21 protein-coding genes are annotated in these 26,510 nt (G+C 63.3%); 7 read left to right on the plus strand and 14 right to left on the minus strand.

The features are described 5' to 3' along the window. Positions 1–141: 141 nt before the first annotated feature. The 3 genes from BLO97_RS29850 to BLO97_RS29860 all read right to left on the minus strand — a co-directional run bounded on the left by BLO97_RS29850 (position 142) and on the right by BLO97_RS29860 (position 3,270). Positions 142–1,257: a Gfo/Idh/MocA family protein gene (locus tag BLO97_RS29850; RefSeq protein ID WP_092349706.1), complete on the minus strand. Its 1,116-nt coding sequence runs from the start codon at positions 1,255–1,257 to the stop codon at positions 142–144. Positions 1,258–1,410: 153 nt separating this feature from the next. After that, the gene (locus tag BLO97_RS29855) at positions 1,411–2,178 is read right to left on the minus strand and encodes an SDR family oxidoreductase (protein ID WP_092145993.1); all 768 of its coding nucleotides are present in this window, start codon (positions 2,176–2,178) and stop codon (positions 1,411–1,413) included. Positions 2,179–2,202: 24 nt separating this feature from the next. Next, the gene (locus tag BLO97_RS29860; RefSeq protein ID WP_092349709.1) at positions 2,203–3,270 is read right to left on the minus strand and encodes a phosphotransferase family protein; all 1,068 of its coding nucleotides are present in this window, start codon (positions 3,268–3,270) and stop codon (positions 2,203–2,205) included. Positions 3,271–3,468: 198 nt separating this feature from the next. Here BLO97_RS29860 and BLO97_RS29865 point away from each other — a divergent pair, with 198 nt between their 5' ends. Then, a complete protein-coding gene (locus BLO97_RS29865; RefSeq protein WP_003202818.1) occupies positions 3,469–3,864 on the plus strand; it encodes a DUF4280 domain-containing protein in 396 nt (131 codons plus the stop codon). A gap of 221 nt (positions 3,865–4,085) precedes the next feature. Here the strand turns inward: BLO97_RS29865 and BLO97_RS29870 are convergent, their stop codons facing one another. The 10 genes from BLO97_RS29870 to tssB form a co-directional block, all read right to left on the minus strand. Continuing rightward, entirely contained in the window at positions 4,086–4,628 is a 543-nt protein-coding gene (locus tag BLO97_RS29870; RefSeq protein WP_063320703.1) for a toxin-antitoxin system YwqK family antitoxin, read from the minus strand. A 13-nt stretch (positions 4,629–4,641) separates the two neighbouring features. After that, the gene (tssI, locus tag BLO97_RS29875) at positions 4,642–6,651 is read right to left on the minus strand and encodes a type VI secretion system Vgr family protein (RefSeq protein ID WP_092145987.1); all 2,010 of its coding nucleotides are present in this window, start codon (positions 6,649–6,651) and stop codon (positions 4,642–4,644) included. 57 nt (positions 6,652–6,708) lie between these two features. Next, the gene (locus tag BLO97_RS29880; protein WP_092145985.1) at positions 6,709–7,278 is read right to left on the minus strand and encodes a hypothetical protein; all 570 of its coding nucleotides are present in this window, start codon (positions 7,276–7,278) and stop codon (positions 6,709–6,711) included. Positions 7,279–7,330: 52 nt separating this feature from the next. Then, complete coding sequence (gene tssH, locus BLO97_RS29885; protein WP_092145983.1) at positions 7,331–9,874, minus strand: type VI secretion system ATPase TssH; 2,544 nt, start codon at positions 9,872–9,874, stop codon at positions 7,331–7,333. Between the two features lies 1 nt (position 9,875). Continuing rightward, positions 9,876–10,901, minus strand: coding sequence for a type VI secretion system baseplate subunit TssG (gene tssG, locus BLO97_RS29890; protein WP_072341852.1), 1,026 nt, complete (start codon positions 10,899–10,901; stop codon positions 9,876–9,878). Next, positions 10,865–12,655: a type VI secretion system baseplate subunit TssF gene (tssF, locus tag BLO97_RS29895; protein ID WP_092145979.1), complete on the minus strand. Its 1,791-nt coding sequence runs from the start codon at positions 12,653–12,655 to the stop codon at positions 10,865–10,867. The genes tssG and tssF overlap by 37 nt, the downstream gene beginning before the upstream one ends. Next, entirely contained in the window at positions 12,639–13,082 is a 444-nt protein-coding gene (tssE, locus tag BLO97_RS29900; RefSeq protein WP_092349712.1) for a type VI secretion system baseplate subunit TssE, read from the minus strand. The genes tssF and tssE overlap by 17 nt, the downstream gene beginning before the upstream one ends. A 13-nt stretch (positions 13,083–13,095) precedes the next feature. Continuing rightward, positions 13,096–13,593, minus strand: a complete 498-nt coding sequence (locus tag BLO97_RS29905; protein ID WP_014337905.1) for an Hcp family type VI secretion system effector — start codon at positions 13,591–13,593, stop codon at positions 13,096–13,098. Between the two features lie 227 nt (positions 13,594–13,820). Next, positions 13,821–15,302 carry a type VI secretion system contractile sheath large subunit gene (tssC, locus tag BLO97_RS29910; protein WP_063320710.1) on the minus strand — a complete coding sequence of 494 codons (1,482 nt, stop codon included), beginning with the start codon at positions 15,300–15,302 and terminating at the stop codon, positions 13,821–13,823. A gap of 29 nt (positions 15,303–15,331) precedes the next feature. Further along, positions 15,332–15,892 (minus strand): type VI secretion system contractile sheath small subunit, encoded by a 561-nt coding sequence (gene tssB / locus BLO97_RS29915; protein ID WP_003202799.1) that lies wholly within the window; start codon positions 15,890–15,892, stop codon positions 15,332–15,334. 224 nt (positions 15,893–16,116) lie between these two features. Here tssB and BLO97_RS29925 point away from each other — a divergent pair, with 224 nt between their 5' ends. The 5 genes from BLO97_RS29925 (at position 16,117) to tssA (ending at position 23,644) form a co-directional block, all read left to right on the plus strand. Next, positions 16,117–16,566, plus strand: coding sequence for a hypothetical protein (locus BLO97_RS29925; protein WP_063320711.1), 450 nt, complete (start codon positions 16,117–16,119; stop codon positions 16,564–16,566). Positions 16,567–16,629: 63 nt separating this feature from the next. Continuing rightward, a complete protein-coding gene (gene tssK / locus BLO97_RS29930; RefSeq protein WP_092145973.1) occupies positions 16,630–17,961 on the plus strand; it encodes a type VI secretion system baseplate subunit TssK in 1,332 nt (443 codons plus the stop codon). 18 nt (positions 17,962–17,979) lie between these two features. Next, the gene (locus BLO97_RS29935; RefSeq protein WP_063320713.1) at positions 17,980–18,744 is read left to right on the plus strand and encodes a DotU family type IV/VI secretion system protein; all 765 of its coding nucleotides are present in this window, start codon (positions 17,980–17,982) and stop codon (positions 18,742–18,744) included. Next, positions 18,741–22,565 carry a type VI secretion system protein gene (locus BLO97_RS29940; RefSeq protein ID WP_092349715.1) on the plus strand — a complete coding sequence of 1,275 codons (3,825 nt, stop codon included), beginning with the start codon at positions 18,741–18,743 and terminating at the stop codon, positions 22,563–22,565. Before BLO97_RS29935 ends, BLO97_RS29940 begins: the two co-directional genes overlap by 4 nt. Beyond that, a complete protein-coding gene (gene tssA, locus BLO97_RS29945; protein ID WP_092349718.1) occupies positions 22,562–23,644 on the plus strand; it encodes a type VI secretion system protein TssA in 1,083 nt (360 codons plus the stop codon). Before BLO97_RS29940 ends, tssA begins: the two co-directional genes overlap by 4 nt. Here tssA and BLO97_RS29950 read toward each other — a convergent pair. Beyond that, entirely contained in the window at positions 23,641–24,594 is a 954-nt protein-coding gene (locus tag BLO97_RS29950; protein WP_092349721.1) for a 2-hydroxyacid dehydrogenase, read from the minus strand. The two genes, tssA and BLO97_RS29950, sit on opposite strands and share 4 nt — an antisense overlap. 380 nt (positions 24,595–24,974) lie before the next feature. Here BLO97_RS29950 and BLO97_RS29955 point away from each other — a divergent pair, with 380 nt between their 5' ends. Beyond that, positions 24,975–26,255: a serine/threonine transporter gene (locus BLO97_RS29955; RefSeq protein WP_092349724.1), complete on the plus strand. Its 1,281-nt coding sequence runs from the start codon at positions 24,975–24,977 to the stop codon at positions 26,253–26,255. The last annotated feature ends 255 nt before the right edge of the window (positions 26,256–26,510 follow it).

Genomic DNA, 26,510 nt, shown 5'->3' on the forward strand with positions numbered 1-26,510 from the left:
TCACCTGGGTGTGTCAGGTTGGTCGCATTCAGCATTCAGTCTCTTTGGGGTTGCTGCGCAACCCAGCGGGAGCAAGCTCCCTCGCCACAGGGGAGTGTTAACCATGTCCCCGGACCAAACAGGGGGTACTGAAGTGAGGGGTTATAGCTCGCTGACCTTCACCCAACGCTGCTCCCGCGCCGCCACCCGAATCGCCGCCGCCAGCCGCTCCACTTCCCAGGCCTCTTCGAAGTCCGTGCCGCTGCCGCCTTCGCCTGCAAGCGTCATGACCAGTTCCTGCACCTCCAGGGTCTTCAATTCGTTGTACCCCAACTGGTGCCCGGCGGCCGGGCTGAACGCGGCGTAGCCCGGCAAATCCGGGCCGGCCAGCAGGCGCTGGAAACCTGGCTGGCCGACGCGACACACGCGCAGTTCATTCAGCCGTTCCTGATCGAACGCCAGGGTGCCGAGGGTGCCGCTGATCTCGAAGCTCAGGTGGTTTTTGTAGCCGTGCTTGAGCCAACTGCTGCTCACCGTGCCCCGGGCGCCATTGGCGAAACGCAGCAACGCGTGGACCTGGTCGTCCACCGCGATGGCACGTTGTTCGGCATTGCCCGCGCTGGCAGGCCGTTGGCTGTGCACGGTCTGGCTGTCGGCGCACACCGCCTCGACATCGCCCAACAAGTGCCGGGCCATGGCCAGCAAGTGGCTGCCCAGGTCCGCCAGTGCGCCGCCGGCGTGGGCCGCTTCGCAGCGCCATGACCACGGCGAGGCGGGGTTGGCCATGAAGTCTTCGCTGAATTCGCCCTGGAAACTGATGATCTGTCCCAGTTCGCCGCGCTGGATCATGTCCCGCGCCCGTTGAATGATCGGGTTGTGCTGGTAGTTGTAGCCGACCCGCGTCACCACCCCGGCCGCCTTGGCCGCCTGGCGCATCTGCTCGGCCTGCTCCAGGGACACCGCCAGGGGTTTTTCACAATAGACCGGCTTGCCCGCCGCCAACGCCGCCATGGCCATCGGGAAGTGCAGGTGATTGGGAGTGGTGATGGCGATCAGGTTGACCTTGGGGTCGTCAATCAGTTGTTGCCAGTCGCTATGGGCCGTTTCGAACCCCCAGCTCTGGGCGCACTGCCGGGCACGCTGAGGATCGGCGTCGGCCAGGGCCGCCAGTGTCAGGTTCAGGGGGAGGTCGAACACCGCCTTGGCATTGTGGAACGCCAAGGCATGGGCACGGCCCATGAAGCCGGTGCCAATCAGACCGATGCCGAGTTCACGCATGAGGAAGAGCCCTTTGAATTGTTATTTTCAGAAGGGCTATTTATGGAATAAATATTCTCTAATTGCAAATGTTGGAATAAATATTCATTTGTTCGTCGTCACTACAATGCCATGTGGGAGCGAGCAAGCCCGCTCCCACAAAGGTTTCCATCCTCAGGACAGGAACCCACCGTCCACATTCAACGCCACACCCGTGGTGTAGCTCGACGCATCGCTGGCCAGGTACAGCACAGCGCCGGCCATTTCGCTCGGGTCGGCCACGCGCTTGAGGGGGATCTGCGCCAGGGCGGTTTTCAGGATGGCGTCGTTCTTGACCAGGGCCGAGGCGAACTTGGTGTCGGTCAGGCCCGGCAGCAGGGCGTTGCAGCGGATGCCGAATTGCGCGCACTCCTTGGCGAAGACTTTGGTCATGTTGATCACCGCAGCCTTGGTCACCGAGTAGATGCCCTGGAAGATCCCCGGCGAGATGCCGTTGATCGACGCCACGTTGATGATGCTGCCGCCGCCGTTCTCGCGCATCAGCTTGCCGGCTTCCACCGACATGAAGAAGTAGCCGCGGATGTTCACGTCCACGGTTTTCTGGAACGCACCCAGGTCGGTGTCCAGGACGTTGCAGAATTGCGGGTTGGTGGCGGCGTTGTTGACCAGGATGTCCAGGCGTCCGAACTGTTCGCGGATGCTCGCGAATACCTGGCTGATCTGCTCCATTTCACCGATGTGGCAGGCGATGGCGGTGGCCTTGCCGCCGGCGGCGATGATGGCGTCGGCCACGTGTTGGCAACCGTCGAGCTTGCGGCTGGAAACGATCACATGCGCGCCTTGCTGGGCCAGCAGTTTGGCGATGGCTTCGCCGATGCCGCGGCTGGCGCCGGAAACGAAAGCGATTTTACCGTCGAGGTCGAACAACTGGGTCTTGGACATGCTGTTTCCTTGTTATAGGTGCGCTCAGAGCGTGGATTTGCTGATGACCTGCAGGCTCATCTGCTCCAGCAGCTTGTTCATCTGAACGAACTGCGCGAAGCGTTTGTCCTGGGTCTGGCCGTGGAAGAAGCGGTAGTAGATCTGCTGGACGATGCCGGCCAGGCGGAACAGGCCGTAGGTGTAATAGAAGTCGAAGTTGTCGATGCGGATCCCGGCGCGTTCGGCGTAGTAATCGACGAACTCGCGGCGGGTCAGCATGCCAGGGGCGTGGCTTGGCTGGCGGCGCATCAGTTGCACCGGCGCCGGGTCGTCGGCCTCGATCCAGTAGGCGAGGCTGTTGCCCAGGTCCATCAACGGATCGCCGATCGTGGTCAGTTCCCAGTCCAGTACGCCGATGATCTGCATCGGGTTCTCGGGGTCGAGGATCACGTTGTCGAAGCGGTAGTCGTTGTGGACGATGCTCGACGTAGGGTGGTCGGCGGGCATCTTGTCGTTGAGCCAGGCCTTGACCGTCTCCCATTTCGGCGCGTCCGGGGTCAGGGCTTTTTCGTAGCGGTCGCTCCAGCCGCGGATCTGCCGGGCCACGTAGCCTTCGGGCTTGCCCAGGTCGGCCAGGCCGCAGGCGTTGTAGTCGACACGGTGCAGCTCGACGAGCCGGTCGATGAAGCTCTTGCACAGCGCTTCGGTGCGGGCGGCGTCGAAACCCAGTTCCGGCGGCAGGTCTGAGCGCAGGATGATGCCCTTGACCCGTTCCATTACATAGAACTCGGCGCCCATCACTGACTCGTCGGTGCAGTGCACGTAGGCCTTCGGGCAATAGGGGAATGCCTCGCGCAGCTGATTGAGGATGCGGAACTCGCGGCCCATGTCGTGGGCGGACTTGGCCTTGTGGCCGAACGGCGGACGGCGCAGGACGAATTCCTGCTCGGGGTATTCCAGCAGGTAGGTCAGGTTCGACGCGCCACCGGGAAACTGGCTGATCCGGGGCAGGCCAGTCAGGCCGGGAATGTGGGCCTTGAGGTACGGGTCGATCAGGTTGGCATCGAGTTCTTCACCGTCGCGCACGCGGGTGGACTGATCAGTAAACGCCATGCTTATCCCTTCTGCTTATTTTGGAGGCCATCGATCATTGGCTAATCTAATGGCGCGCGGGAGGCGTCACAAGCACGCCAGGGTCTTATAGGTTAGCGTGTTGCAGGATAATCAGTGGGCTTGATGCATTGCGGCGTGCGCGTCGAGGATGGGCGAGCTAAGGTTCTGGAATCTGTCGCTTTCAATGGAGCAACCGCGATGGGATGCCCGCAAGTCTGTGGCACCGCGACCTTGCAATGCAGCTTCGGCGCTGCCCCGGCGGTGCTCAATGTGCTGCCGGTCAATCGCCTGCTGACCGGCGGGATGCCGGCGGCGAACATCATGGACCACATCCCGCTGGTGAACATCACCACGTTTGGCATGTGCATGAGCCTGGCGAACCCGACCGTGGCCGCCGCCACCGCGGCGGCACTCGGCGTGCTGACGCCCATGCCCTGCATCCCGGCCACCGCGGCGCCATGGATCCCCGGCGGCGCCCCGACCCTGTTGCTGGGCAACATGCCGGCCATCGATGCTAACAGCACCTTGATGTGTACCTGGGCCGGGGTGATCAAGATCGTGGTGCCAGGGCAGGTGCAGATGTTGATTCCCTGAGTAACACCAAGATCCCTGTGGGAGGCTATGTAGGTTACTTAAGACCGTAGATGACCCCGTGGCGAGAGAGCTTGCTCCCGCTGGACTGCGCAGCAGGCCCATTTTTGTGAGTGCTTCGCACTCAAGCGGGAGCAAGCTCCCTCGCCACAGTGAATTAAACAAACCTTAGGTGAACAGCATTCCCTGTGGGAGCGAGGCGGCTGCTGGAACCAGTCCCCAGTTTATGCCTGCGCCGGATCATTCCAGCGCCTGAACCACCAGCGCACCCGGGAGATTGGCTTGCCTTCGGCGTCCAGCGGCCGGCCGTCTTCGGCGTAGGCCTGGGCTGGTTCCAGCAGTTGGCCGTTGAGGTAGCGCGCTTCGACCGCCGGGTTGCCGTTGGGGTGCAGGCGGCGATAGCGGCCGTCGCGCACGCCGTCGCGATAGACCTCGGCTTCGGCCAGTTGTCCGTCGGGAAAGTAGTTGTTCGCCTCGCCGTGCAGCAACCCGCGGCGATACGTGGCTTGGCGTTGCAACCCGCCTTCGGCCGCGTAGAAGCTCGCCACACCTTGCAGTTTGCCTTTCACGAACGGCAGTACTGCCGAGACCTTGCCATTGGGGTGATACAGGGTGCTGGTGCCTTGCAGTTCACCTTGGCTGTAGTTGAGTTTTGCTTGCGGGCGTTGGGCTTCTTCAATCTGCAGCGGGCCGTCGAGCTGGCCGTCGACCAGTTGCCCGGTCAGTTGGCTGTCGCCACGTTCCACGTCGAGTCTCTTCGAGGCCATCGGTAGGTTCCTGTCAGTTGACCTTCACCAGGCCGCCCTTGATGGTCAGCATGCCGCCGCCGTCCACGGTCTGTTCGGCCGCCGCCTTGTTCACCAGGCTGATGCCGGCGTCATTGGTCAGGGTGGTGCCGGCTTTGTTTTCCAGCGAGGTACCGGCCTGGTTGCTCAGGGCTGTGCCGGCTTTCTGGCTGATGGACGTGCTGGCCTGGGCGGCCAGGTCGGCGCCGCTCTTGATCGCAAAGCTGCCGCCGCTTTGCAGGGTCAGGGTGCCGCTGACCTTGATGGTCAGGTTGCCGTCCACCGTCAGGCTGTAATTGCCAGTGACCTTGTGCTCGTAGTTGCCGCCTGTGCTGTGGGTCTGGTCCGAGCCCACGGTGACAGTGCGGGTGTCCTTCACATCGAGGCTGTCGCTGCCGGTCTGGATGGTCACGCTGCGCTTGCCTTTCTCCAGGGTCACGGTTTCGTCGCCATCCTTTACCGTACGGGTGCGGGCGTTCTGCACCGTGAGGGTTTCGTCGTGACCGACGGTGGCGGTGGTGTCGTTGAGTACGTTGATGTTGAAGTCTTTCTGGGCCTGGAGAAACACCTCTTCGGCGTCCTTCTTGTCTTCGAAACGCAACTCGTTGAAACCGCCGCCGCCCTTGGACGATTGGGTCTTGATCCCGGACTGGGTCTGGTTCGCCGGCAGCGCGTAGGGCAGGGCATTGTCGCCGTTGTAGACGCAGCCGGTGACCAAGGGACGGTCCGGGTCGCCGTCGATGAAGGTCACGATGACTTCCTGGCCGATGCGCGGCACGAATTGCATGCCAAAGCCTTTGCCGCTCCACGGCAAGACCACGCGGACCCAGCACGATGACGTCTCGTCGTTCTTGCCGGTGCGGTCCCAGGGGAACTGCAATTTGATCCGGCCATATTCATCGGTCCAGATTTCTTCGCCGGCCTTGCCCACCACCAGCGCTGTCTGGGTGTGCATGCGGGGTTTTGGCGTGAGGCGGGGGGGGCGATAGACCGTGGCCTTGGGGATCGCTTCGAAGCGGTTGCGATAGCTGTCGTGGCTGGCTTCGTGGCTGACCGAGGTCACGACCCAATCGATATTCAGTGTCGTGTCTTCATGGCCGGCGAGGGTGAACCAGTATCCCGGCACCAGCCAGCGGCAATCGCTTTCGCCGACAAAACGTTGCTCCTGGCTGCGCAGGCCGTCCACCCGCTGTTTGGTCAACGCGTCGCCCTGGGCCTTGGCGGTGTAGCCGCCCGGGTGTTCGTACACCGAACTTGGCCCGGCCACGGCTTCGGCCTGGCTGTAGAGCGATGTCGTTGGGGTGGTGAATTCATAGTCGGTCGCCTGGTAAACCCCGGCCACCGCTTGCAGGCACACTTGCCCGGAGCGGATGCCGTGCAGTTCCCGCTCGCCGATTCGCTGCCCGAGGTAGTTCACCGTCGGCCCGTTGGGAATCGGTGCGAAGGCGTCGTTGCTGTCGGCCAGGACCAGCGTGTGGGTGCCTTCCTCGTGGGTGAAAAACCAGAAGATCCCATCTTCTTCCAACAGGCGCGAGACGAAGGCCAGGTCGGTTTCGCCGTACTGCACGCAGTATTCGCGCGGGGTGTAGCTGCCGGTGAGCTTGAGCTGGAAGTCGGTGAAACCATGGGCCTTGAAAATCGTGGTGACGATGTCCGATGTGGCAAGGTTCTGGAACACCCGGTTGTTGCTGGCCAGGCTCAGCCACCAGAGCCAGGGCCGGAGCAGGAGTTGATAGCGTTCGGCGGTGGCGTCGGCCGGCAGTTGGCGGATTTCGGCCACCAGCCAATCCAGCGGGCGCAGCAAGGCGTCCTTGTGCAGCGTGGTGGTCACATGGCTGGCGACGGCCGTCGTGAGGTCCAGCGAGGCGCCGTCGTTGACGCCGTTGAGCATGTGCGAACCCAGGGCGTTGAGGCGTTCTTCGCCGGACAGCGATTCAGGGTACAGCGCCGACAGCGAGGTGGCGGTGAGGAAGAGGGTGGTGTTGCTGTCGGTGGAGCGGGGCATTCAGGGCCTCGAAGCATACGAATTCGTGAGTCGGATTGAATGAAGACTGACAGTCATTCAACTGTAATGCTTAGTGATGAAGTTATACGGCGCACTCAGCTCCTTGGTTCGACTGATAGGAAGCCCATGGGGGTAGGTATCGATGTTGCAGAGATAAGCGATGAAAGAACCCTCCGCGTCGCAAATCCAGGAGTCGCCGCGATTTAAAGTCATTTCCAGTAAATTACGGTTTTTTTGTGTGACAGCGATGATCACAACCCAGCGATGGTCGGCATTGAAACCGTGTAGCTTGTGAACATCGCGGGTGATCGCCTCTTGAAGGTTTTTACCGGCAAAATTTCCAGTGACGCCTTCCACTTTGATCTCCACTGCATAGGAGCTGCCGTCGAGCTCGAAATAAAAATCCACCTGCTCTGGATAGTAGGGCGCCGGGTAATAGATCTCTCTGAGTTTGGCTTCAGTTACGTAGGCTCGTTTCAAGTGATGGGCAATCTCGACCTGCGCAGCGGTTTCCCAGTGCGCATGCGATGTCCAGCCTTTGGTGAACTGATCGGGTGCACCCGAAAAGTCGTCTGGGTGAACGCCGGCCGCCTGTAGTACAACGTTGAGAAACTCCTTTTCAGTCATGGCGATTATCTCCATTCAGTTGGAAATGATTATGCAAGTCGGGGGGGGCAATTCACTCCAACACCCACTCCGCCAACTTGCCCGTCACCTGCGTCATCAACACATTCTCGACATCCCTTGCTCCAGCCGCACTGCACTTGGCGAGAACAGCCTTGACGATCCCCGCATCGAACTCGAACTGCTTACCGGTCGCCGCCTTGTAGCGCCCGCGCAATTTTTCCAGCTTCGCCAGCACAATCCCCTCCAGCGTCGCTTCATCCAGCGGTCGGTACGCCACCACGGTCATGCGCGCCAAAAACGCCGGGCGGAACGCTTGCAGCAGCACTTTGTGCAAGGCTTCGTTGAAGGCGTCGCTGCCCAGTTGCGCGCTAGGCGTATCCAGCAACAGCTCAGCGCCGACGTTGCTGGTGGCGAGCATCACGGTGTTCTTGAAGTCCACCACCAGGCCGGTGCCGTCTTCCATCAGGCCTTTGTCGAAGACGTTGTAGAAGGCTTCGAGCACATCCGGGTGGGCCTTTTCGATTTCATCCAGCAGCACCACGGAATAGGGTTTGCGCCGCACCGCTTCGGTGAGCACGCCGCCGCTGCCGTAGCCGACGTAGCCGGGTGGGGCGCCTTTGAGTTGGCTGACGGTGTGGGCTTCCTGGTACTCCGAGAGGTTGATGCTGATCAGGTTGCGTTCACCGCCGTACAAGGCGTCGGCCAGGGCGTAGGCGGTTTCGGTCTTGCCCACGCCGGTGGGGCCCACCAGCAGGAACACCCCGACCGGTTTCTGTGGGTCGGTGAGGCCGGCGCGGTAGGCTTGCAGGCGTTGGGCAATGGTGTTCAGCGCTGTGCTCTGGCCCATGACCCGCTGGCCCATGCGCTGGCCGAGGGTGCGCACGGCGTGGGCTTCGTCGGCGAGCATCTTGCCCACCGGAATACCCGTCCAGCCGGCAATCACGGCGGCGACGGTCTTGCTGTCCACCTGTTCGGGCACCAGCGGATCGTCCTGGCGAATGGCATCGAGGCCGGCCTCCAGACGCAGCAGTTCGGCGGCCAAGTGGTCGATGCGGTTATCGATCTCGGTGTCGGCTTTTTCACTGTCGGCGCGTTCGCTCAGGGTAAGCAGTTCGCGTCGGGTGTCGAGCAATTCGCGCACGGCTTCGCGCTCTTCGCCCCAGCGGGTTTCCAGCTCGCGGATGGCTTGCACGTTGCTGGTCGATTCGGCTTCGAGCAGCGTGATGCGCTCGCGATGATCCAGCCCGGTGGCCTGTTCCCGGCGCAGGCGTTCGACCTCGTCCTTGAGGCTATTCTGCCGATGGCGCAGGCTTTCCAGCGGCGGCGGCACGTCGTGCTGGCCGAGGGCGACCCGGGCGCAGGCGGTGTCGAGCACGCTGATGGCTTTGTCCGGCAACTGTCGCCCGGAGATGTAGCGGTGGGACAGCTTCACCGCCTCGTGGATGGCCGCGTCCAGCACCTGCACGCCGTGGTGCTGTTCCAGTTTGCTCGCGACGCCGCGGAGCATTTCCACAGCGGTAAGTTCGTCCGGTTCTTCGACCTGCACCAGTTGGAAGCGGCGGGCCAGGGCCGGGTCTTTCTCGAAATATTTTTTGTACTCCAGCCAGGTTGTGGCGGCCAAGGTGCGCAGTTCGCCCCGGGCCAGGGCCGGTTTGAGCAGGTTGGCCGCGTCGCTGCCGCCTTCCGCACCGCCGGCGCCGATCAGCGTATGGGCTTCGTCGATAAACAGGATGATCGGCTTTTCGGCACTGCGTACCGCGTCGATCACGCCTTTGAGGCGCTGTTCGAATTCACCTTTGACGCCGGCACCGGCCTGCAACAGGCCCAGGTCGAGTACGCGCAGGGTGACTTCCTGCAACGACGGCGGCACATCCCCAGCGGCGATACGCAGGGCCAGGCCTTCCACCACCGCAGTCTTGCCGACGCCGGGTGCGCCCACCAGGATCGGGTTGTTCTGCCGGCGCCGGAGCAGGATATCGATGCACTGGCGGATCTCGCCGTCGCGACCGACGATGGGGTCGATGCGTCCGGCCCGGGCGTCGGCGGTCAAGTCCTGGGTGTACTGGTCCAGCACCGGGTCTTGTTTCTGGGGAGGCTCGCCGGGTTTGGCCGGGCGCACGCCACCGACATGTTCACGGGAGCTTTCGGTCCACTCCAAGAGATGGGCGCGCAGGGCGTCGCGGGGAATGCGCAGCAACGACGAGGCGCTGTTGAGCAGCAGGCTGCGGCGCTCATCACGGTCCAGAAGGGCCAGCAGCAACAGCCCGGAGCGGATGCTGTCCAGGCCCAGCACACTGGCCTGGACCACAGCGTCTTCCAACAGGCCGATGGTTTGCGCCGATAAGGCGGGTGTGCGGGTGCTGCCGGATTTGAACAGGTCCAGTGCCTTGTTGGTTTCCGTTGCCACCGCGTCACGCTCCAGACCGAAACGTGGCAGCAGGCAGGCAAAATCACCGCCCTCGATGTCGAGCAGTTCCAACAGCAGGTGCTCGATTTCCACGTAGTGATGGCTGCGCTGCATGCAACGTTGCGCGGCCCGTTCCAGGGCGCGGCGGTTGTCCGGGTTGAGGCGTCCGATCAGGCTGGCCAGTTCCATTTCAGGCAATCTCCGGCTGACGAAGGCGGGTTTCGATCCGCTGCACGGCGAGGGTCGTCTGGTGTTGCAGGCCACCGTTCCAGTTCAGCCGTGGCGCTGCCTGGCGGTCCAGTTGCAGCGGGCCGGCGCCGCGGATCAGCAGCACCAGGGTGCAATCCAGGTCGGGGCCGAAGTACAGGGCGTAGAGGCTGGCGAGCAGCGGATGGGTTTCGCCGTTGGGCAGCAGTCCGCTGGCCTGGCCCGTGGTCAGCGGGCCGAGGGTCAGGCGCACGCCGGCATGTTCGTCCCAGACGTGGCTGCCGGCCACCGCGTTGCGGCCCAGGCACAGGTTGCGCCCGCCCGGTGGCAAGCGGCTGCGGCTGGCCGGCGGGATTTCACGCCAGCCACCTTCGTAGGCCGTCAGCTCCACGGGCAGCCCGAACTGTTCACGGACAATCGCCGCGAACCCGTCCAGGGAGCGCCGGCCATCGGCGTACAGCGCGGTGCAGGCCAGTACCGCCGAGTCGGGGGCGGCCTGGCGCTCCTGCAAGGCCTTGGGTAGCAGGCCGGTCAACGCCCGCAGTTGCGCGTGTACGGCGGACGATCCCGGGGCAGTGAAACCCAAGGCGATGCGATGTTTGCGCATCACCTTGTAAAGCAGGCTGAGCAGGCGATGCTGGAACAGGTCGAGGAATTCCGCAGGGGCATGATCCTTCGCCCGGGCTCGTTGTTGCAGCCATTCCTGGTAGGCGTAGGGCAACGGGCCGTCGGGGCCGCCGAGGCCGAAAATCGGCGTGGTCAGGGTTGGCGGCAGGCCGGGTTCCTGGCCCAGGCTTTCCACTTCGCTGGCGGCGAACAGCGGCGTCAAGGGCCCGCGCAGACGCAAGGCTTCGGCGTGCGGCGCGGTGCCGCTGCCCAGGGGCTCGGCCTGGGGATGTTCACGTTCGAGCAACAGCAAGGCCTGGAGCCATTCGAAACGTTGCGGGTCGCGCCGCAGGCGCTGGCTCAGGTTCAGAGCACCAGGGGTTTGCCGGCTTGGGGTTGCCATGTCTTCACCTCCTTGTCGGACTGGACCAGCACGGTGCGCACGAAGCGATTGGCGGTGGCGTAAAGGGAAAAGAATTGCGCCAGTACCCCGGAGAACAGCACGGCGCTGCTACCGACGAAGTGTTGCGGATCCAGTTGCAGGCGCACCTCCAGGCCGTTGCGCCAGCCGCGCCAGGCGTCTTCGCCGACATGGGCGATGACTCGGTCGCAACTCAGCCCCGATACCCCTTCGATCTGGCGATGGGCGCTGGCCTCGTCCCGCAGGTTGTGCAATTGGAGGATCTCGCTCAGTGCGTCCAATGCCTGGGGGCCTTCGACCAGCGACAAATGGTTGAGGGTCAATTGCGACACCAGCCGCCAGCGCGATTCGCCGTCCAGGCGCGGCAGGCTTTGCGGGCTGGGTGGGTTGCGCAGGCGCGCCCAGGCCACCGGCCCCGGGCGCTCGAAACCCAGCGGGGTACCGGCCGGCAGGCTCTGGGCCAGGTGGCGGTTGGTGCACAGCAGTTCGGCGGTGAGGCTGTAGTCGCGGGTTTCGGCCAGCGGGTCGAACTGGGTGTCCACCAGGCTGACCATCAAGTCGGTGCCCAATCGGTTCGGGCTCATGCCACTGACCCGTCGCGCATGCCAATAACAGGTTTGGTCGCTGCCATGCTGGCTTCCGTAATAGGCCGGCACTTTGCGCACGCCCTGGCTGGACATGGCGCGCATGCCACGGATGCTGTGGATCTCGACGCTGTTTTCCCGATGACTGTCGGCCACCAACCGGTACTCGCTGCGGGTGCCATCCGGGCGCAGCGGTTCGGAAGTCCTGGGAAACAGGTTGATCACCGGCGTGCAGCCCAGGGCGATGTCGCTGGCCTGGAGCGGCAGGCGGCTGGTGGGAGGGCGGTCGAAAACGATGTACAGGTACAACGACGGACCGTCGCTGGTGGCGCCGGCCAGTGGCAGATCGAAGAAACCGAATTTATCCGGGAAGGCAAAGTACTCCGCCAGCAGGCGCATGCCGGGATGTACGCCGTCTTCATCCGGCAGCAAGACCTGGTCATTGGCGAAGCCGACGATCTGTGGCAAGCCTGTCAGCGACGCCGGCACGCTGCCCGGCGCACCGGCCAGGACCTCGATGGCGTGCGCGCCCAGCAGGTCGTACAGCCCGGCGTTGATGATCGGTGACGCCGCCAGGTGTACCCGCAGCGAGTCGATTCCCAGCGTCGACCACTGGCTTTCGCCCAGGCACCGCAGCTCCAGGCGCAAGGCCGAGCGTGCCCGGACCACGCCGGTCAGCGCCTGGGTTTCGTCGCTGCCCAGCAGCAATGCCTCGCTGATTTCAACCGGCCACAGGTGCACGGCGGCGGTGGTCCGAAAATGAATGCTCTGGCCTTTGTCCGTAGTGACGAACAACGGTGTGTCGCGGGGCAGCGGGTAGCCCTCGTTCAAGTTGCCTTTGCTGGGGTCGGGTTCGAACTGCACGATGGCGCACGACGGCAAGGGGCGCATGGCCAACGGGTAAAGCTGTTCGAGCAGGGCATCGCTGAATTCGGCGTAGTCGTCGTCCAGCCGGCGTTGCAAGCGGGCGGCCAACAGGGCGAAACCTTCCAGCAGGCGCTCGACATGCGGGTCGGGGCATTCGCCCGGAGACAACTCCAGGCGCCGGGCGACCTTGGGGTAGCGCTCGGCGAACAGGCTCCCGGCGTGCCGCAACCAGGTCAGTTCGCGTTGGTAATAGTCCAACAGTTGCGGGTCAATCGAGTCGCTCATGTCGTACCTCAAGGCCGTCGCCGGCGTGCTCGATGACAAAGACCACGGGCCAGGCACGCTGGTCGCCGCGCAGCTCGCCCAGCAGCCGTATGCACAGTTGCTGCGGACGGCCCGGCACCGGGCAGACCTCGACCTCGCCCAGGCGCAGGCGAGGTTCGAAGCAGGTGATGGCCTGGCGGATTTCCCGGGTCAGTTGGCGGCGGTCATCGCTGCGCTGCTGTTGCAGCGCGGTCCAGTCGGCGATGCCGTAGTCCAGGATGCTCGGCGGTTCGGTCAGCGCCCGTGGGCCGCGTCGGGTATTGAACAGGCGCGACAGTTCGGCATGCACCGAGTCTTGCAACGCCTGTCGGTCGAACGCCCGCCCGGTATCGTCCGCCGGGCTGGCCAGGCGTTCGAACAGGGGCGGGCGCAGCCCGAAGCCAGCCATGGGCGTGGTTTCCCTACTTGGTCATTTTGTTGGCGGCCAGGTCCCAGGTCGTGCCCGCCGTGCCTTCCTTGGTGCCGTCGTCTTTCTGCGCGGTGAGCTCCCATTTGATCTTGGTGAAGTTCAGCGACAGGGTTTCCACCGGTTTGCCGCCGGTGCCGCCGCTGACACTGACGTTGGACAGCACGACGTTGGTCAGGGTGTAGACGATGAACGGCATGATCTGGCCGCTGCCTTCGGCGGCGTTGCGGCCGATGGTGATGACGGCCTGCGGGATCGGCTTGCCGGCGCAGCAATACTCGTTGAGCGAAGGGGTGGAGCTGTCGATGAATTTAGTCAGGGTGAATTCGCCGATATGGGGCCGACCAGAGGTACGCTCCGAGTTGCTGACGTCGTTGGTGACCTGCATCGCCACGTTATGGCTGTAGGACATGACCTCGATCTTGTCCGTGAAACCCTCCAGCAGGCTGTCGCCCTTGATGTCGCCGCCGAGGTCGAGAATGATTGCATCCATTGTGTGGAACTCCTGAAGAAGACAAGTAGGTGGTACCCAATACCCCTAGAAACGAATGCCGAACCCCTGTGGCGAGGGGATTTATCCCCGCTGGGCTGCGCAGCAGCCCCTTGAGCAGTCAGCTTAATCTGCCGGATACACCGAGTGGCCGGTACTTAGGGCCGCTTCGCGCCCCAGCGGGGATAAATCCCCTCGCCACAACAGTGTCCTCGCCACAAGTTCAACCGTCAGGCAGCTACCGGCGGCGGCAGGGTGGCCACCAGGCGAATCGAGGCGGTCAGCTCCTCCAGCTGGAAGTGCGGCCTCAGGAACACCGTGGCCTTGTAGGCCCCTGGCTTGCCGGCCACTTCCGTCACGTCCACTCGCGCTTCGCGCAACGGGTACTGCGCCTTGATTTCTTGTGGCGCGTTGTCGTTGATCAGCACGTAGTCGGCGATCCAGTTGTTGAGGTAGGTCTGTACGTTGTCGCGGGTCATGAAACTGCCGACCTTGTCACGCATGATCACCTTCAGGTAATGGGCGAAGCGCGAGGCCGCGAGCACGTACGGCAACATTGCCGAGATCCGCGCGTTGGCGTTGGCCTCGTTGGTGTTGTAGACCTTGGCCTTGTTGGTGGTCTGGCCGCCGAAGAACACGGCCACGTCGCTGTTTTTCTTGTGGCACAGGGAGATGAAGCCCAGGTCGTTGAGTTCTTTTTCGCGACGGTCGGTGATCGCCACTTCGGTCGGGCATTTGAGCGACAGATCCCCGGAACTGGTGCGGAACGTATGGGCCGGCAGGCCTTCGACCGCGCCACCGCCCTCGGCCCCGCGAATGGCTGCGCACCAGCCATATTTGGCGAAGGCTTCGGTGATGCGTTGCGCCAGGGTCCAGGCGGCGTTGCCCCACAGGTATTTGCTGTGGTCCGTGCCGTTGACGTCTTCGACGTAGTTGATGCCTTCCACCGGCAGCGTGTCCGGGCCGTACGGCAGGCGCAGCAGGAAGTGCGGCAGCACCAGCGACACGTAGCGCGAGTCTTCGCTTTCACGGAAGGCGCGCCACTTGATCAGCTCCTGGCTCTCGAAGATCTTCGACAGGTCCCTGGGGATCGCCAGTTCGGTGAAGCTGGTCATGTCGAACAACCGCGGGCTGGCGGCAGCAATGAACGGGGCATGTGCAGCGGCGGCGACGTTCGAGAGCTTTTCCAGCAGGCCGATGTCCTGCGGATGCCGGCCAAAGGTGTAGTCACCCACCAGCAGGCTGAACGGGTGCCCGCCGAAGGTGCCGTATTCTTCCTCGTAGATCTTCTTGAACAGTGCGCTCTGGTCGAACTCGACGGCTTTTTCCAGATCGTTCTGCAGTTCTTTCTGAGTGACGTTGAGCAGGCGCAATTTGAGCCGAGTGCTGGTCTCGGTGTTCTGCACCAGCAGGTGCAGGCCGCGCCAGGAGGCTTCGAGTTTCTGCAGGTCAGGGTGGTGCAGCACTTCGTTGAGCTGGGCGCTGATCAATTGGTCGATCTGGCTGATGCGGTCATTGATCATCGCCACGGTGTCCTTGTCGATGGCCATGCCTTCGTCGAGGACCTGGGTGGCGAATTCGGCCAGCATGTCGCGGGCATAATCTTGCTGGCTGTCGTCGTGGGCCATGCGGCCTTCGGCGATGATCTTGTCCAGCAGGGACAGGGTCTGGGTCGTGCTCTCGCTGGTTTGAGCGCTGGATGAAGCAGGCATGGTGTTATCTCCCTTAATGAAGCGCGCGATCAGGCCTGTGGTTCGGCCGGGGCAGGGTCATCGTTGGCGGCCACGGCGGGCAGCTCTGGCGGTACGTCCTGGGGACGCGCCGACTTGATCTCCTGCAGACCTTCGGTGTTGGCGATCACGTCGCGCAGCAATTTGTCCAGGTCATCGTTGCCGTCGAGCTTGGTCAGCAAGTCCCGCAGGCGTTGGCGCGCTTCGAACAACCGACGCAACGGCGTGACCTGCTCCACGACCTTGACCGGGTCGAAGTCGTCGATGTGGCGGAAGTTGAGTTCGATGTTGAGCTTGCTGTCGTCGCCGCTGAGGGTGTTGTTCACCTGGAGCGTGGCGCGGGGGGAGATGGAGGCGAGCACCTCGTTGAAATTATCCCGATCGATTTCGGTAAAGCGCCGCTCATTGAGCTTGGGCAGCGGGTCCAGTGGCTTGCCTGAGAGGTCGGCCAGAATGCCGACCACCAGTGGCAATTCTTTTTTCTCGATGGCGTTGCCGATTTCCACGTCATAGGTGATCTGGACGCGGGGAGGACGGACTCTGTCGAGCTTGTGCTGGGTACTTTCTGCCATGGCGGCCGACTCCGATGCATGTGTGGGCGCAATGCATCGGGAGTCCCGCTCATCGCATTCCCTTGCTGATCCACAGGTTGCAAATGGACGGCAGAAAACCTGTCATTCCCTTGACGAACCTGGCGCATTCGACCGTGTGGGTCGAACTACCCAAGACGCTAGAACAGGTCTATAAAAAAGCAAGCAAAAACAATTTTTGACCGCTGAGAAAAGGAAGATTCATTTTGCGTGGGTTTTTTTTCGGATTTCTTTTGAGCCTGGCGCTCACCGGTTGCTCGCTTTTTGCCCCCAGCGTCGACCTGGACAGCCTGACCCTGGACGTCGCGCCGCGTGCCAATGACGACACGCCGATCGCCGTGGACTTCATCGCGGTGAACGACCCGGACCTGCTCAAGCAGCTGTCGGGCATCACCGCCAGCCAATGGTTCGCCGAGCGCGAACAGTTCCAGCGCGACTATCGTCAACTCATGTCGGTGTGGGGGCTGGAGCTGGTCCCGGGGCAATTCATCGACCGCCAACCCTTTCCGTTGGAGGGCCGGCGCGCCGCTGGACTTTTGGTCTTCGCCAGCTATAACACTCCCGGAGCCCACCGGCTTCGGCTGGACGATCAGCGCCAGGCCTGGCTGAAGTTCGACAGTCGGGAGATGACCCTCGTCAATGATGGGGCTCGATGACAGCCAGCCTTGAGTGACCGCGGGCCGCCCAGCGCGGCGAATTGGGATGTCGAAGGGAGTCGTATGAGTCTGTTACCTGACGCGGTGTGCTGGCATGAGGGCATGCAATTGCTGCCCCAGCATTTTCAATTGCAAGGGCTGCGTGCCGAGGCCCTGGCTGCGTATTTTGCCGGGGCCTGCAACCCTTGGTTCTGGGGTGTCAGCCAGTTGGAAGTCGATCCTTCGGCCCTCAGCGCCGGCCAGGTGCGGCTGCTGCAATTGCAAGGCACCTTGCCGGACGGCCTGCCGGTCAACCTGCAGGCCGGGGTCGGGCCGACCCTGGAGTTGGACATCGGCGAGGCGATCGACAAGACCGACGACGCCACCGTGACTGTGTACCTGGCCGTCAGCCCGCTGTGGCGTGCCGGGCAATTGGTGCCGCTCAAGGGGCGCCTGCAATCGATGGTCGGCGAGGCGTTGCCGGATCTCACCAGCGGTGCATTTCCCGAGTCGATCACCGTCTGGCGACCCAACCCGAGGCTGTGCACGCAACTGAGCAAGGCGGATTCGATCTGCCTGCCGCTGTTGCGCATCCGCAAGGAGGGCGGTGGCTTCTGGCGCGTGCCCTACACCCCGCCGACGCCGATCCTGTTGCCGGAGTCGGCCCTCGGTCGCCGGGTCGCCGGGGTGTGTGCCCGGGCCCGGGAAAAGTGCATGTTTCTCGCTGGTCGCTTGCGCCAGGCCCAGGCGGCTGGCAACCAGGACGATGCCATGGAGATCCGTCGGCAATTGACCGCCTTGTGGGCGCGCTTGCCGGAAGTCGAAGGCGCGCTGAACACTCGGGTGGCGACGCCCCAGGCGCTCTACGGTTTGCTGCTGGGGCTGGCCGGGAGCTGGTCGGCCCTCGATCCACTGGCGGGTGTCCCGGCCTTCGCACCGCTGGATTTCCTCGAATTGCAGCGCGGCTACGAGCCGTTGCTCGACTGGCTGGAAACCACCCTGGAACTGGTTCGCGCCGGCTATCGCAGCCTGGCCTTTGAGCGCAATGAGCAGGTCTTCTCGATCCAGTTGCCTGACGACCAACCGGACCAACGCCTGGTGATCGGCCTGCGCATGCCCAACGGCGCCAGCGAGCAGGCGGCGGGCGAGTGGTTGCGTGGGGCGATCATCGCGTCGGCGCGGCACATCCCGCTGCTGAGCCGACAACGCATGAGCGGGCTGCCCCACCAGGCCATGAGCCGCAACGAACAGGTGGCCTACAGCGTGGGCGACGACACCCGTTTGTTTGTGGTGGCCGCCAGCGGCCAATGGTTCGACGCGCAATTGCCGCTGCACATCGTGGCGCCGGCATCGGCCCAGGCCAGCAGCCCGTGGCAAGTGGTGTTGTTCGTGGCGCAAGCCAGTGAAAGTGCCTGATCGCAAAAGGGGAGTCGTATGCCTGATGGAAGTGGCGGGGCGGTTCGGAGTCTGCATGAGGCGCCGCTGAGCAGCGCTTTTCGCCAGGCCTGGCTGAAGTGGTCCCAGGAATGGCAAGACTTGCCCAAGGACAGCGACCCTGCGGTATTGGTCAATCGGGTGGTGGAGTTTTCCGGGCGCAGCGCCCAGCGTCTGTGGCGGGTGGCCTTCGCCACCGTCGGCGATGCCGCTACCGAGCAGGTCAAGTCGCTGGTCTACGCCTTCGTGGCGCTGGTGGACGAAACCTTGCTGTTCAGCCCTTGGCCCGGACAACTGGCCTGGCAGCAGCACCCCCTCGAATCACGCATGTATGCCAGTCGCCAGGCTGGTGAGCGCTTGCCGGCGGCGATCAAGAAACTACTGGACGAGCAGATGCCCGGCACCCGGGACCTGGCGAATGTTTACCTGCAGTGCTTGATCCTCGGGTTCCAGGGGCGATTGCGTGGCGAGCCCGGCCAGGTTCAGCATGAGAAATGGCGCCTGGCGTTGTTCACGTTTGCCTGGCAGCACGAACCCGATTATGTCGATGTCAGCCAGCGCCTGGCGCTGTCTGCGGCGACGCCGCCAATGCGCATGCCGGTGCAGCAATCGCTGCCGGACGGCTTTCGCCTGGGGCTGGCGATCCTGGCGATGGTGTTGTTGCTGACCGGGTTGGGGCAGGTGTTCTGGCGTGACATTCGTTTGGAACTCGAACCGGTGTTGCAACTGAACGAGTCGGCGGTGGTCCAGGAGCAGGACTCATGAGCCCGCTGAGCATCGTTGCCCTGGTGGTGCTCGCCATCGTCGTGGTGGTGTTGATCGCGGCCCTGATCTGGTGGCTGCGGACCCAAGGCGGGGCGGCGATTCGCAGTTTCTATGGGGCGGTGCGCCGCATGGAGCAGGAGCAGGGCACCCGGGACCGCTATCAGATGCCTTGGCTGATGATGCTCGGCAACGAAACCGACGGCGCCCAATTGTGCGCTCAATGGCGCTTGCAACCGACCGACAAGGCCGCTTGGTTCGGGCGCTGGTTTTCCGATGCCGAGGGTTCGGTGCTGGTGGTGCCCCAGGCGTTGTTCCTGCCCGATGAAGGCATGAACCGCCAACGGGGTAATTGGTGGCGCCTGTTGGGACTGATGTTGCGCTTGCGCAGCAAGCGACCATTGGATGCGGTGATCTGGACCGTGCCGTTCAGCACTCTCGATGACATCGAACACACCACCGAACTGAGCCTCAAGGTCCGGCGGTGCTTTATCGACCTGTTGCAACGGTTCGGCCTCAGCCTGCCGGTGTACGTGGTGATCTGCGGGATGGAAGAGCTGCCCGGGGTCCAGGAACTGGTCAGCGCGCTGCCCGCCGAGGCGCGTGAATCGATGCTGGGCTGGTCCTCGCCCTATTTGCCGGATGCGGCCTGGCAGTCGCAGTGGAGTGACCAGGCCCTGGACCAGGTCAATGCGGCGCTGTCGCAGTCGATCATCGAGATCGGTGCGCTGTCGGGGCAATTGGGCAGCGATCTTTATGGCTTGCCGGAGCGCTTCGAAGGCTTGCGACGGGCCTTGCAGATCCTGCTGGAGCCGGTGTTCCAGGGCAATGCCCAAGGCGAAGCGCCGCGTTGTCGCGGGGTGTATTTCACTGCCAGCCAGGCGCCGGCTGTCAGCGGTGCTGGTTTGACCGCCGCCGAAAGTGTCCAGCGCCAAACCGTGTTCGCCCGGCAATTGTGGTCACGACGGCTGGTGGCTGAGCGTGGCTTGGCCCAACCTGTGCCGCGGCTGTTGCGCCTGCGCCAGCGCGGGCATCGGTTGGTCGCAGCGGTGGCGTTGGTGGTGGGCCTGGTGTGGTTGGGTGGCATGGTCTGGGTCTGGCACGATTCGGTGGAGGAAGCCGAAGGGCTGTCGCGCTTGATCCTCAGCACCCATAAGAACCACCTCGTGGTCGACCCTGACGAACCGCAGCTGGAACCGACCCGGCACAACGTGCAGAACTACTGGAACATGCTGGAAAAGGCCCCGCGCTGGCGCTTTGTCTCGGTGGTCTTTCCCACTTCGTGGTTCTCTTCCGTGGACACGCAACTGGAGAATGGGGTGCGCCTGACTGCTCGGCACCATTGGATATTGCCTCTGCGGGACCTGCTCAATTCAGACCTGGAACAGCTCAAATCCATCCGCAACACCGAGCGACGGGGCAATGTGGAGAACGAAGACCCGGCGCAATGGCAGAGCTATGTGAAGGCCAAGGCACTGGTGGACCTGGCGGTACGCCTTGAACAGCACAACCAGATGTTCAGCCAGGTGGTGAACGATCCCAAGGCACCGCTGGACGAGTTGGTGCAACTGAGCAACACAGCCTTGTCCCTGGGGCTCAATACCGGCACCTTGAGCCGCGCACATTTCTACAACCGGGTGCTGTTCGATGCCGGGAACAGCGATTTGAAAGGGTTGGACCTGAATGCCGCGCGCCCGGTGATCTCCGATAATTTCACCGGCCTGATGCAGCGCTGGCTGGACCATTACTTCCTGGCGGACAACTTCGTGCGCCAGGCCGGTTACCTCAAGCTGCACTTGCAACGGCTGGAGGCCGGCAGTGGCAATTCGTTGAGTGAACTCGAAGACCTGATGGCGCTGATCGACGATTTGCAGACCCTGGTCAGCCTGACCAACTCGGCCTGGGGGCGAGGCAAGGGCCAGGACCTGGTGCCCGGCTACAGCCAGATGCTGGACAAGGTCAGTCACAGCACTTTGCTGGGGCCGGATATCGAGCAGGACCTGCAGAGCCAGGCGGCGAAGTTGCAGCAGAGTTTTCGTGACCAGTGGATCGTCCAGACCGGCTCCCGGGACAATCTGCTGGTGCAACAGGGCAGTGGCTTGCTGGTCTTGCAAGACCATGTCACGGCGCTGGACGGTGCGGTGCAGGCGCTGTTCAAGCGCGATTTCGTGGCGTTGGCCATGCAGAAGGATCCGTCGGACAGCAACCCCGATGCGATGGGCCAAGGCGATGGCAGTGATGATTTCAGTGTCGCCCTGAACTACTTCGCCAGCTACAAGAGCTATGCTGGCGAAGAACTGCCGCGCATTCCGCCGGATTACCGTGACGCGCTGATGCAGGCCGCTGAAGGCGCCGCGGCCCGGGCCATGTGGTTGAGCCTGGATGAAAGCGACGCGTCGTTGCCCGGCATGGGCTTCAATGTACAAACGACCCAGGCCGTGGCGCTGCAAAAAGCCTTCATGGATGTACATCGCGGCGACCTGGCGATCCGTTTCCAGCGTCTGCTCAATCGCCGGGCATTGGCGCAGATCAAGAGTGGCCTGGACGAAATCGATGCCCAGCCGCTGTTCAGCCAACGGGCCGATGTCCAGCGCTGGGACGGTTCGAAGAACTTCGGCTTGCAGCTGTACGGTGCCAGCGATCCACAAGACTTGAAGCTGAGCCTGAGCCAGCAGTTCGGCGTGATGCTGCAGGTCGCCGAACAGCGAATGCCCGCCCTGGAATGGCTGATCGTCCAGCAGGATAACTTGTCGGCCCTGGAACACGACCAAGTGGCACGCTTCATGGCCCTCAACGATGAATTGCTCAAGTACAAGAACCAGAACCCGGCCAGCTCGGCGGCCCAACTGGAGCAATTGGTCAGCCGGGACTTCATCGCCATGGACACCACCTCCTGCGCGCAGATCTTGCAGACCGCCAGCCTGCCCAGCGGGCGCGGCGACCTGGCCCAGCGCACGGTCGCGTTGCAGCAGGGTGCCCTGCAACGGTGCCTGTACCTGCAACAGAACCAGGCCGCGAGCGCCTGGAATGACGTGGCCAACTATTTCAATCAGTACCTGGCCGGGCGCTTCCCATTTTCTCAGGATGTGCGGGCCAGCGATGCCGATCCGGCGCGTGTCCAGCATTTGCTGGAACTGATCGACACGCGCCTGCCCCTGGCCCAGGCCGGGCTGACGTTGAGCCAGACGCCAGAGCGGCTGGCGGCCGAGGATTTCCTCAACCGTTTGAAACAGGCCGGTACTTGGCTTGGGCCGCTGTTCGTAAGGGACAAGAGTGGCATCCTGGGGGTGGAAATGGACGTGCGCTGGCGCACCGATCGCGATGAAGAGCGCGGCGCCGACCAGGTGATCGCCTGGAGTCTGGACGCCGGCAATCAACAGATCAGCTACCCCGGCGGCGGCCAGCAGAACCTGCGCTGGATGGTCGGCCAGCCCGTGCGCCTGACCTTGCGCTGGGCCCGCAACGGCTACCAGCGTCCGGCCAATGACCCATTGCAACCGAACCTGGTGGTGCGCGACCTGGAGGCCGGCTGGGAGTATCAAGGGCCGTGGTCATTGCTGCGCCTGATGCGCTCGCTGGTGTCGGCCCAGCGCCAGCCGAATGTCGACTACACCGATTTTCCCCTGGCCCTGCAACTGCCGGTCACCGCCCAGACCCAGGCCCGCACGGCGGAACAGACACTGATGTTCGTGCGCCTGTCGTTGATGAGCCAGGGCTCCAAGCTGCCGTTGTCGATCCCGCCGCTGCCGACGCGGGCGCCCCGTTCACCTTTCATGGCGACCGCATCGAGCCCCGCCATCGCCACCCGTGAGGAGGGCCTGTGAGCTTGCCGATATCGCCTTTGCCTGAGTTGGTCACTCAGTTGCTCGAGCCGATCAGCGCCGAGTCGCCCTGTGGCCCGGACCTGCGCTACGAACCGGAATACGACCAACTGCGCGAACTGCGCCGGGAGGACGACACCAGCTTGCCCACCGGTGTGTGGCAGTCTTCGATCAAGCGCGCCCTGTGGCCGGACCTGGAACGGCTCGCGACCACGCTACTGCTGGAGCGCAGCAAGGACTTGATGATCAGTGCCTGGCTGGGGGAGGCCTGGCTGCATATGGCCGGGCTGGAGGGATTGCCGGGCAGCCTGGCGCTGGTGACGGGGCTGTGTGAGCGTTATCCGGAGCAGTTGCACCCCCAGGCCGAGGAAGGCGACCAGTCGTGGCGGGTAATCCCGTTGGAGTGGCTGGCCCGTCGCTACAGCGAAGTGCTGCTGACGCGGGTGCCGTTGTTCGACGGCCGGGAACAGGCCTTCGCCGCTTTCTGCCTGGACGACTGGCAACGCTTGCAGCGCCAGCAAGTGTTGGTCAACGACAGCAAGAACGCCAAGGCCTCGGCGGAAGCGGCGCGCAACGATCAAAAGAAACTCGCCGAACTGATTCGCAACACACCCTTGTCGTTCTGGCTGCATCGCCAAGGCAGCCTGATGTTGAGCCTGCAACACCTGCAACGGCTCGAAGCCTGGAGCGACGCTTACCTGGGCAACCTGGCCCCGGGCTACAAATCCCTGCAGGACGTGATGCAGGCCTTGCTGGCACTGGTAGAGGAGTTCATCGCGATGCACCCACAGCAACCCACCGTCGCGCCGGTGCAAACGCCCCCGCCGTCCACGACGTCGACGTCCCAGGCGCAGGCGGCACCCGCCCAGGTCTTCCAGGAGCCGGCCAATCGTGAAGAGGCCTATCGACAGTTACTGGTCATCGCCGGTTACCTGGCTCGTACCGAACCCCACAGCCCGGTGCCCTACCTGATCCGGCGCGGCGTGGAGTGGGGCAACAAGCCGTTGAGCGAGTTGTTGGGTGAACTGATCAGTGCCGATGCCGAATCCCGGCGCTTATGGACGTTATTGGGCGTTCTTTAACGCTCCTCGCCGGGCCACGGCACTGGCGTCAACACCGGTTTACCGGAAAAAAACGCGGTCAGGTTCTGGCCCACCAGCTCTACCATTGCGCGGGTCGCTTCTGGCGACAGGCCGGCCACATGGGGTGTGAGGACGACGTTGGGCAGTTTTTTCAGCGCCTGCGGCACCTCGGGCTCGTGATCGAACACATCCAGGGCCGCTCCGGCGATTCGCCGGTGTTCCAGGGCGCTGATCAGATCAGCGGTGGCAACCACGCTGGCCCTGGCGACGTTCACCAGGAACCCTTTAGGGCCGAGCGCATCGAGGGTCTGCTTGTTGATCAGTTGCCGGGTATCCAGGCCACCTGGCGTGGCGACGATCAGGAAGTCCGAAACCCGCGCCAGTTCCGTGGGAGTGGCGCAGAAGGTGTAGGGCACGTCATTGCGCACCCGGCGGTTGTGATAGCTGATACTCATGTCAAAGCCCAGGGCGGCCCGTTTGGCGATCGCCATGCCCACCGCGCCAAGGCCCAGCACGCCCAGCCGCTTGCCCGCCAGGGAAGGGCGCGCAACCCTTGGCCATTCGCCCCGCCGCAGGGCGGTATCGGAATGGGGTATGTCGCGCACCAACGCCAGCAACAGCGCCATGGCATGGTCAGCCACCGACGACGCGTTGACCCCGGCGCCGTTGGTGACCACGATGCCCCGATGGCGCGCGGCCTGCAGGTCTACTTGTTCGTAACCGGCACCGATCACGCAGATGATTTTCAGGTTGGGCAGGGCGGCGATCTCTTCCTCCGTCAGGCCCAGGGGGCCGCGGGTCAGTACTGCGCTGAAGCGTTCACCGTGTTCGAAAATCGCCGTCTTGCGTTCGGCAGGCGTGGGCGCCAATTCCAGGTGGTAACCCTGCTTCTCGAGGATCGGCAGGTATTCATTGACGGTTTCAACCAGTACCAGAACGGTTGCGGTCATGCTGGGCTCCTGTGGGCGCTGGGGCGATTTCAAGTATTCAACCTGATTGTAGGAGCCGGGGGCAGGGGGGCTTGGCTTTTTATGTGCATTTCGGGTTCAGCATCGCCCTTGTGGGAGCGGGCTTGCTCGCGAAGGCGTTATATCAGTAACGCATCGGCTAAATGACACACCGCTTTGGCGAGCAAGCCCGCCCACAGGAAATGCGGCGGCTGTTTCTATTGGCGTGATCTGATACGCATAACCGCTCCTCAGCTAAGTCTTTGCTTCTGCTCGTGAATCCCGGACAATCGCGCCCCTGTTTCGGCCAGGGCGCTGCCTGTCGGGCTTTTCCGACTCGTCCCGGCCGGGTGCATGTGACCGGAATACGGAGATCCGCCCGGATGAATGATCAGGCCAATAGCGTCGAAGAGCGCTTTGAAACGACAGTCCCAGCCATCCTCAGCCAATGGAGTCGCCAGGACACCACGTGGATGCTGGGCCTGTTTGGCACCGCCATCGGTGCAGGTACTCTGTTTTTACCCATCAATGCGGGCCTGGGCGGCTTCTGGCCGTTGCTGATCCTGGCTGTGCTGGCGTTCCCCATGACGTTCTATGCCCACCGAGGCCTGACCCGTTTCGTGTTATCCGGTCGCGACGGCGCGGACATCACCGAGGTGGTGGAAGAACATTTCGGCCTCAAGGCCGGTGCGCTGATCACGCTGTTGTACTTCTTTGCCATTTTCCCGATCCTGCTGATCTACAGCGTGGCGTTGACCAACACGGTGGGCAGTTTCCTGGAACATCAGTTGCATATCCAGCCGCCTCCTCGGATTGTGCTGTCCCTGGTGCTGATCCTGGGCCTGCTGGCGGTGGTCCGCTGCGGCGAGCAGGCGATCGTCAAGGCCATGAGCCTGATGGTCTACCCGTTCATCGTTGCGCTGCTGTTCCTGGCGGTGTTCCTGATTCCGCACTGGAGCGGCGGCATCCTGACCACGGCGTCCACGCCGCCTGAACCATCGGCCCTGCTGCATACCCTGTGGCTGGCGATTCCGGTGATGGTGTTCTCGTTCAACCATTCGCCGATCATTTCGGCGTTTGCGGTGGACCAGAAGCGTCGTTATGGCGCCAATGCCGAGGAACGCAGTTCGCAGATCCTGTCGCGCGCCCATGTGCTGATGGTGGTAATGGTGCTGTTCTTCGTGTTCAGTTGCGTGCTGACCTTGACCCCGGCGCAGTTGGCCGAGGCCAAGGCACAGAACCTGTCGATCCTGTCGTACCTGGCCAACCATTTCAGCAACCCGACCATCGCCTTTGCCGCGCCGCTGATTGCATTCGTCGCCATCTCCAAATCGTTCCTGGGGCACTACATCGGTGCCAGCGAAGGCCTCAAGGGCCTGATCGTCAAGAGCGGCCGCCGCCCGGCGCCCAAGACCCTCGACCGCCTGACGGCGGCGTTCATGCTGCTGGTGTGCTGGATCGTCGCCACGCTCAACCCGAGCATCCTGGGCATGATTGAAACCCTGGGCGGCCCGGTCATCGCAGCCATCCTGTTCCTGATGCCGATGTACGCCATCCGCAAAGTCCCGGCCATGGCCCGCTATCGCGGTCAGGCCTCCAATGTCTTCGTTGTGTGGGTGGGTTTGGTGGCGATTACGGCGTTGGTCTACTCCCTGATCGCCTGACCGGCCCACACGGGCTGTGGTGGCGAGCACAAATCTGCCAATCGCCACCATTCCCAGTGGCGAGGGAGCTTGCTCCCGCTGGGCTGCGCAGCAGCCCCCAACCACTTACCTGACACACCGAGTCGTCAGGACTCAGGGCCGCTTCGCGCCCCAGCGGGAGCAAGCTCCCTCGCCACAGGAGATCGGCCTGTCAGATGTACCGACGTTAGTCTGCTCGCGATAGCGGTGGTTCGGCTGGTATCGAAATGACAGGCA

The organism is Pseudomonas sp. NFACC05-1 (assembly GCF_900100135.1).
GTDB classification, from domain to species: domain Bacteria; phylum Pseudomonadota; class Gammaproteobacteria; order Pseudomonadales; family Pseudomonadaceae; genus Aquipseudomonas; species Aquipseudomonas fluorescens_Q.

Coding starts and splice junctions, on each gene's coding strand:
- BLO97_RS29850 (WP_092349706.1), bottom strand. CDS start 1,257: ATGCGTGAACTCGGCATCGGTCTGATTGGCACCGGCTTCATGGGCCGT.
- BLO97_RS29855 (WP_092145993.1), bottom strand. CDS start 2,178: ATGTCCAAGACCCAGTTGTTCGACCTCGACGGTAAAATCGCTTTCGTT.
- BLO97_RS29860 (WP_092349709.1), bottom strand. CDS start 3,270: ATGGCGTTTACTGATCAGTCCACCCGCGTGCGCGACGGTGAAGAACTC.
- BLO97_RS29865 (WP_003202818.1), top strand. CDS start 3,469: ATGGGATGCCCGCAAGTCTGTGGCACCGCGACCTTGCAATGCAGCTTC.
- BLO97_RS29870 (WP_063320703.1), bottom strand. CDS start 4,628: ATGGCCTCGAAGAGACTCGACGTGGAACGTGGCGACAGCCAACTGACC.
- tssI (WP_092145987.1), bottom strand. CDS start 6,651: ATGCCCCGCTCCACCGACAGCAACACCACCCTCTTCCTCACCGCCACC.
- BLO97_RS29880 (WP_092145985.1), bottom strand. CDS start 7,278: ATGACTGAAAAGGAGTTTCTCAACGTTGTACTACAGGCGGCCGGCGTT.
- tssH (WP_092145983.1), bottom strand. CDS start 9,874: ATGGAACTGGCCAGCCTGATCGGACGCCTCAACCCGGACAACCGCCGC.
- tssG (WP_072341852.1), bottom strand. CDS start 10,901: ATGGCAACCCCAAGCCGGCAAACCCCTGGTGCTCTGAACCTGAGCCAG.
- tssF (WP_092145979.1), bottom strand. CDS start 12,655: ATGAGCGACTCGATTGACCCGCAACTGTTGGACTATTACCAACGCGAA.
- tssE (WP_092349712.1), bottom strand. CDS start 13,082: ATGGCTGGCTTCGGGCTGCGCCCGCCCCTGTTCGAACGCCTGGCCAGC.
- BLO97_RS29905 (WP_014337905.1), bottom strand. CDS start 13,593: ATGGATGCAATCATTCTCGACCTCGGCGGCGACATCAAGGGCGACAGC.
- tssC (WP_063320710.1), bottom strand. CDS start 15,302: ATGCCTGCTTCATCCAGCGCTCAAACCAGCGAGAGCACGACCCAGACC.
- tssB (WP_003202799.1), bottom strand. CDS start 15,892: ATGGCAGAAAGTACCCAGCACAAGCTCGACAGAGTCCGTCCTCCCCGC.
- tssK (WP_092145973.1), top strand. CDS start 16,630: ATGAGTCTGTTACCTGACGCGGTGTGCTGGCATGAGGGCATGCAATTG.
- BLO97_RS29935 (WP_063320713.1), top strand. CDS start 17,980: ATGCCTGATGGAAGTGGCGGGGCGGTTCGGAGTCTGCATGAGGCGCCG.
- BLO97_RS29940 (WP_092349715.1), top strand. CDS start 18,741: ATGAGCCCGCTGAGCATCGTTGCCCTGGTGGTGCTCGCCATCGTCGTG.
- BLO97_RS29950 (WP_092349721.1), bottom strand. CDS start 24,594: ATGACCGCAACCGTTCTGGTACTGGTTGAAACCGTCAATGAATACCTG.
- BLO97_RS29955 (WP_092349724.1), top strand. CDS start 24,975: ATGAATGATCAGGCCAATAGCGTCGAAGAGCGCTTTGAAACGACAGTC.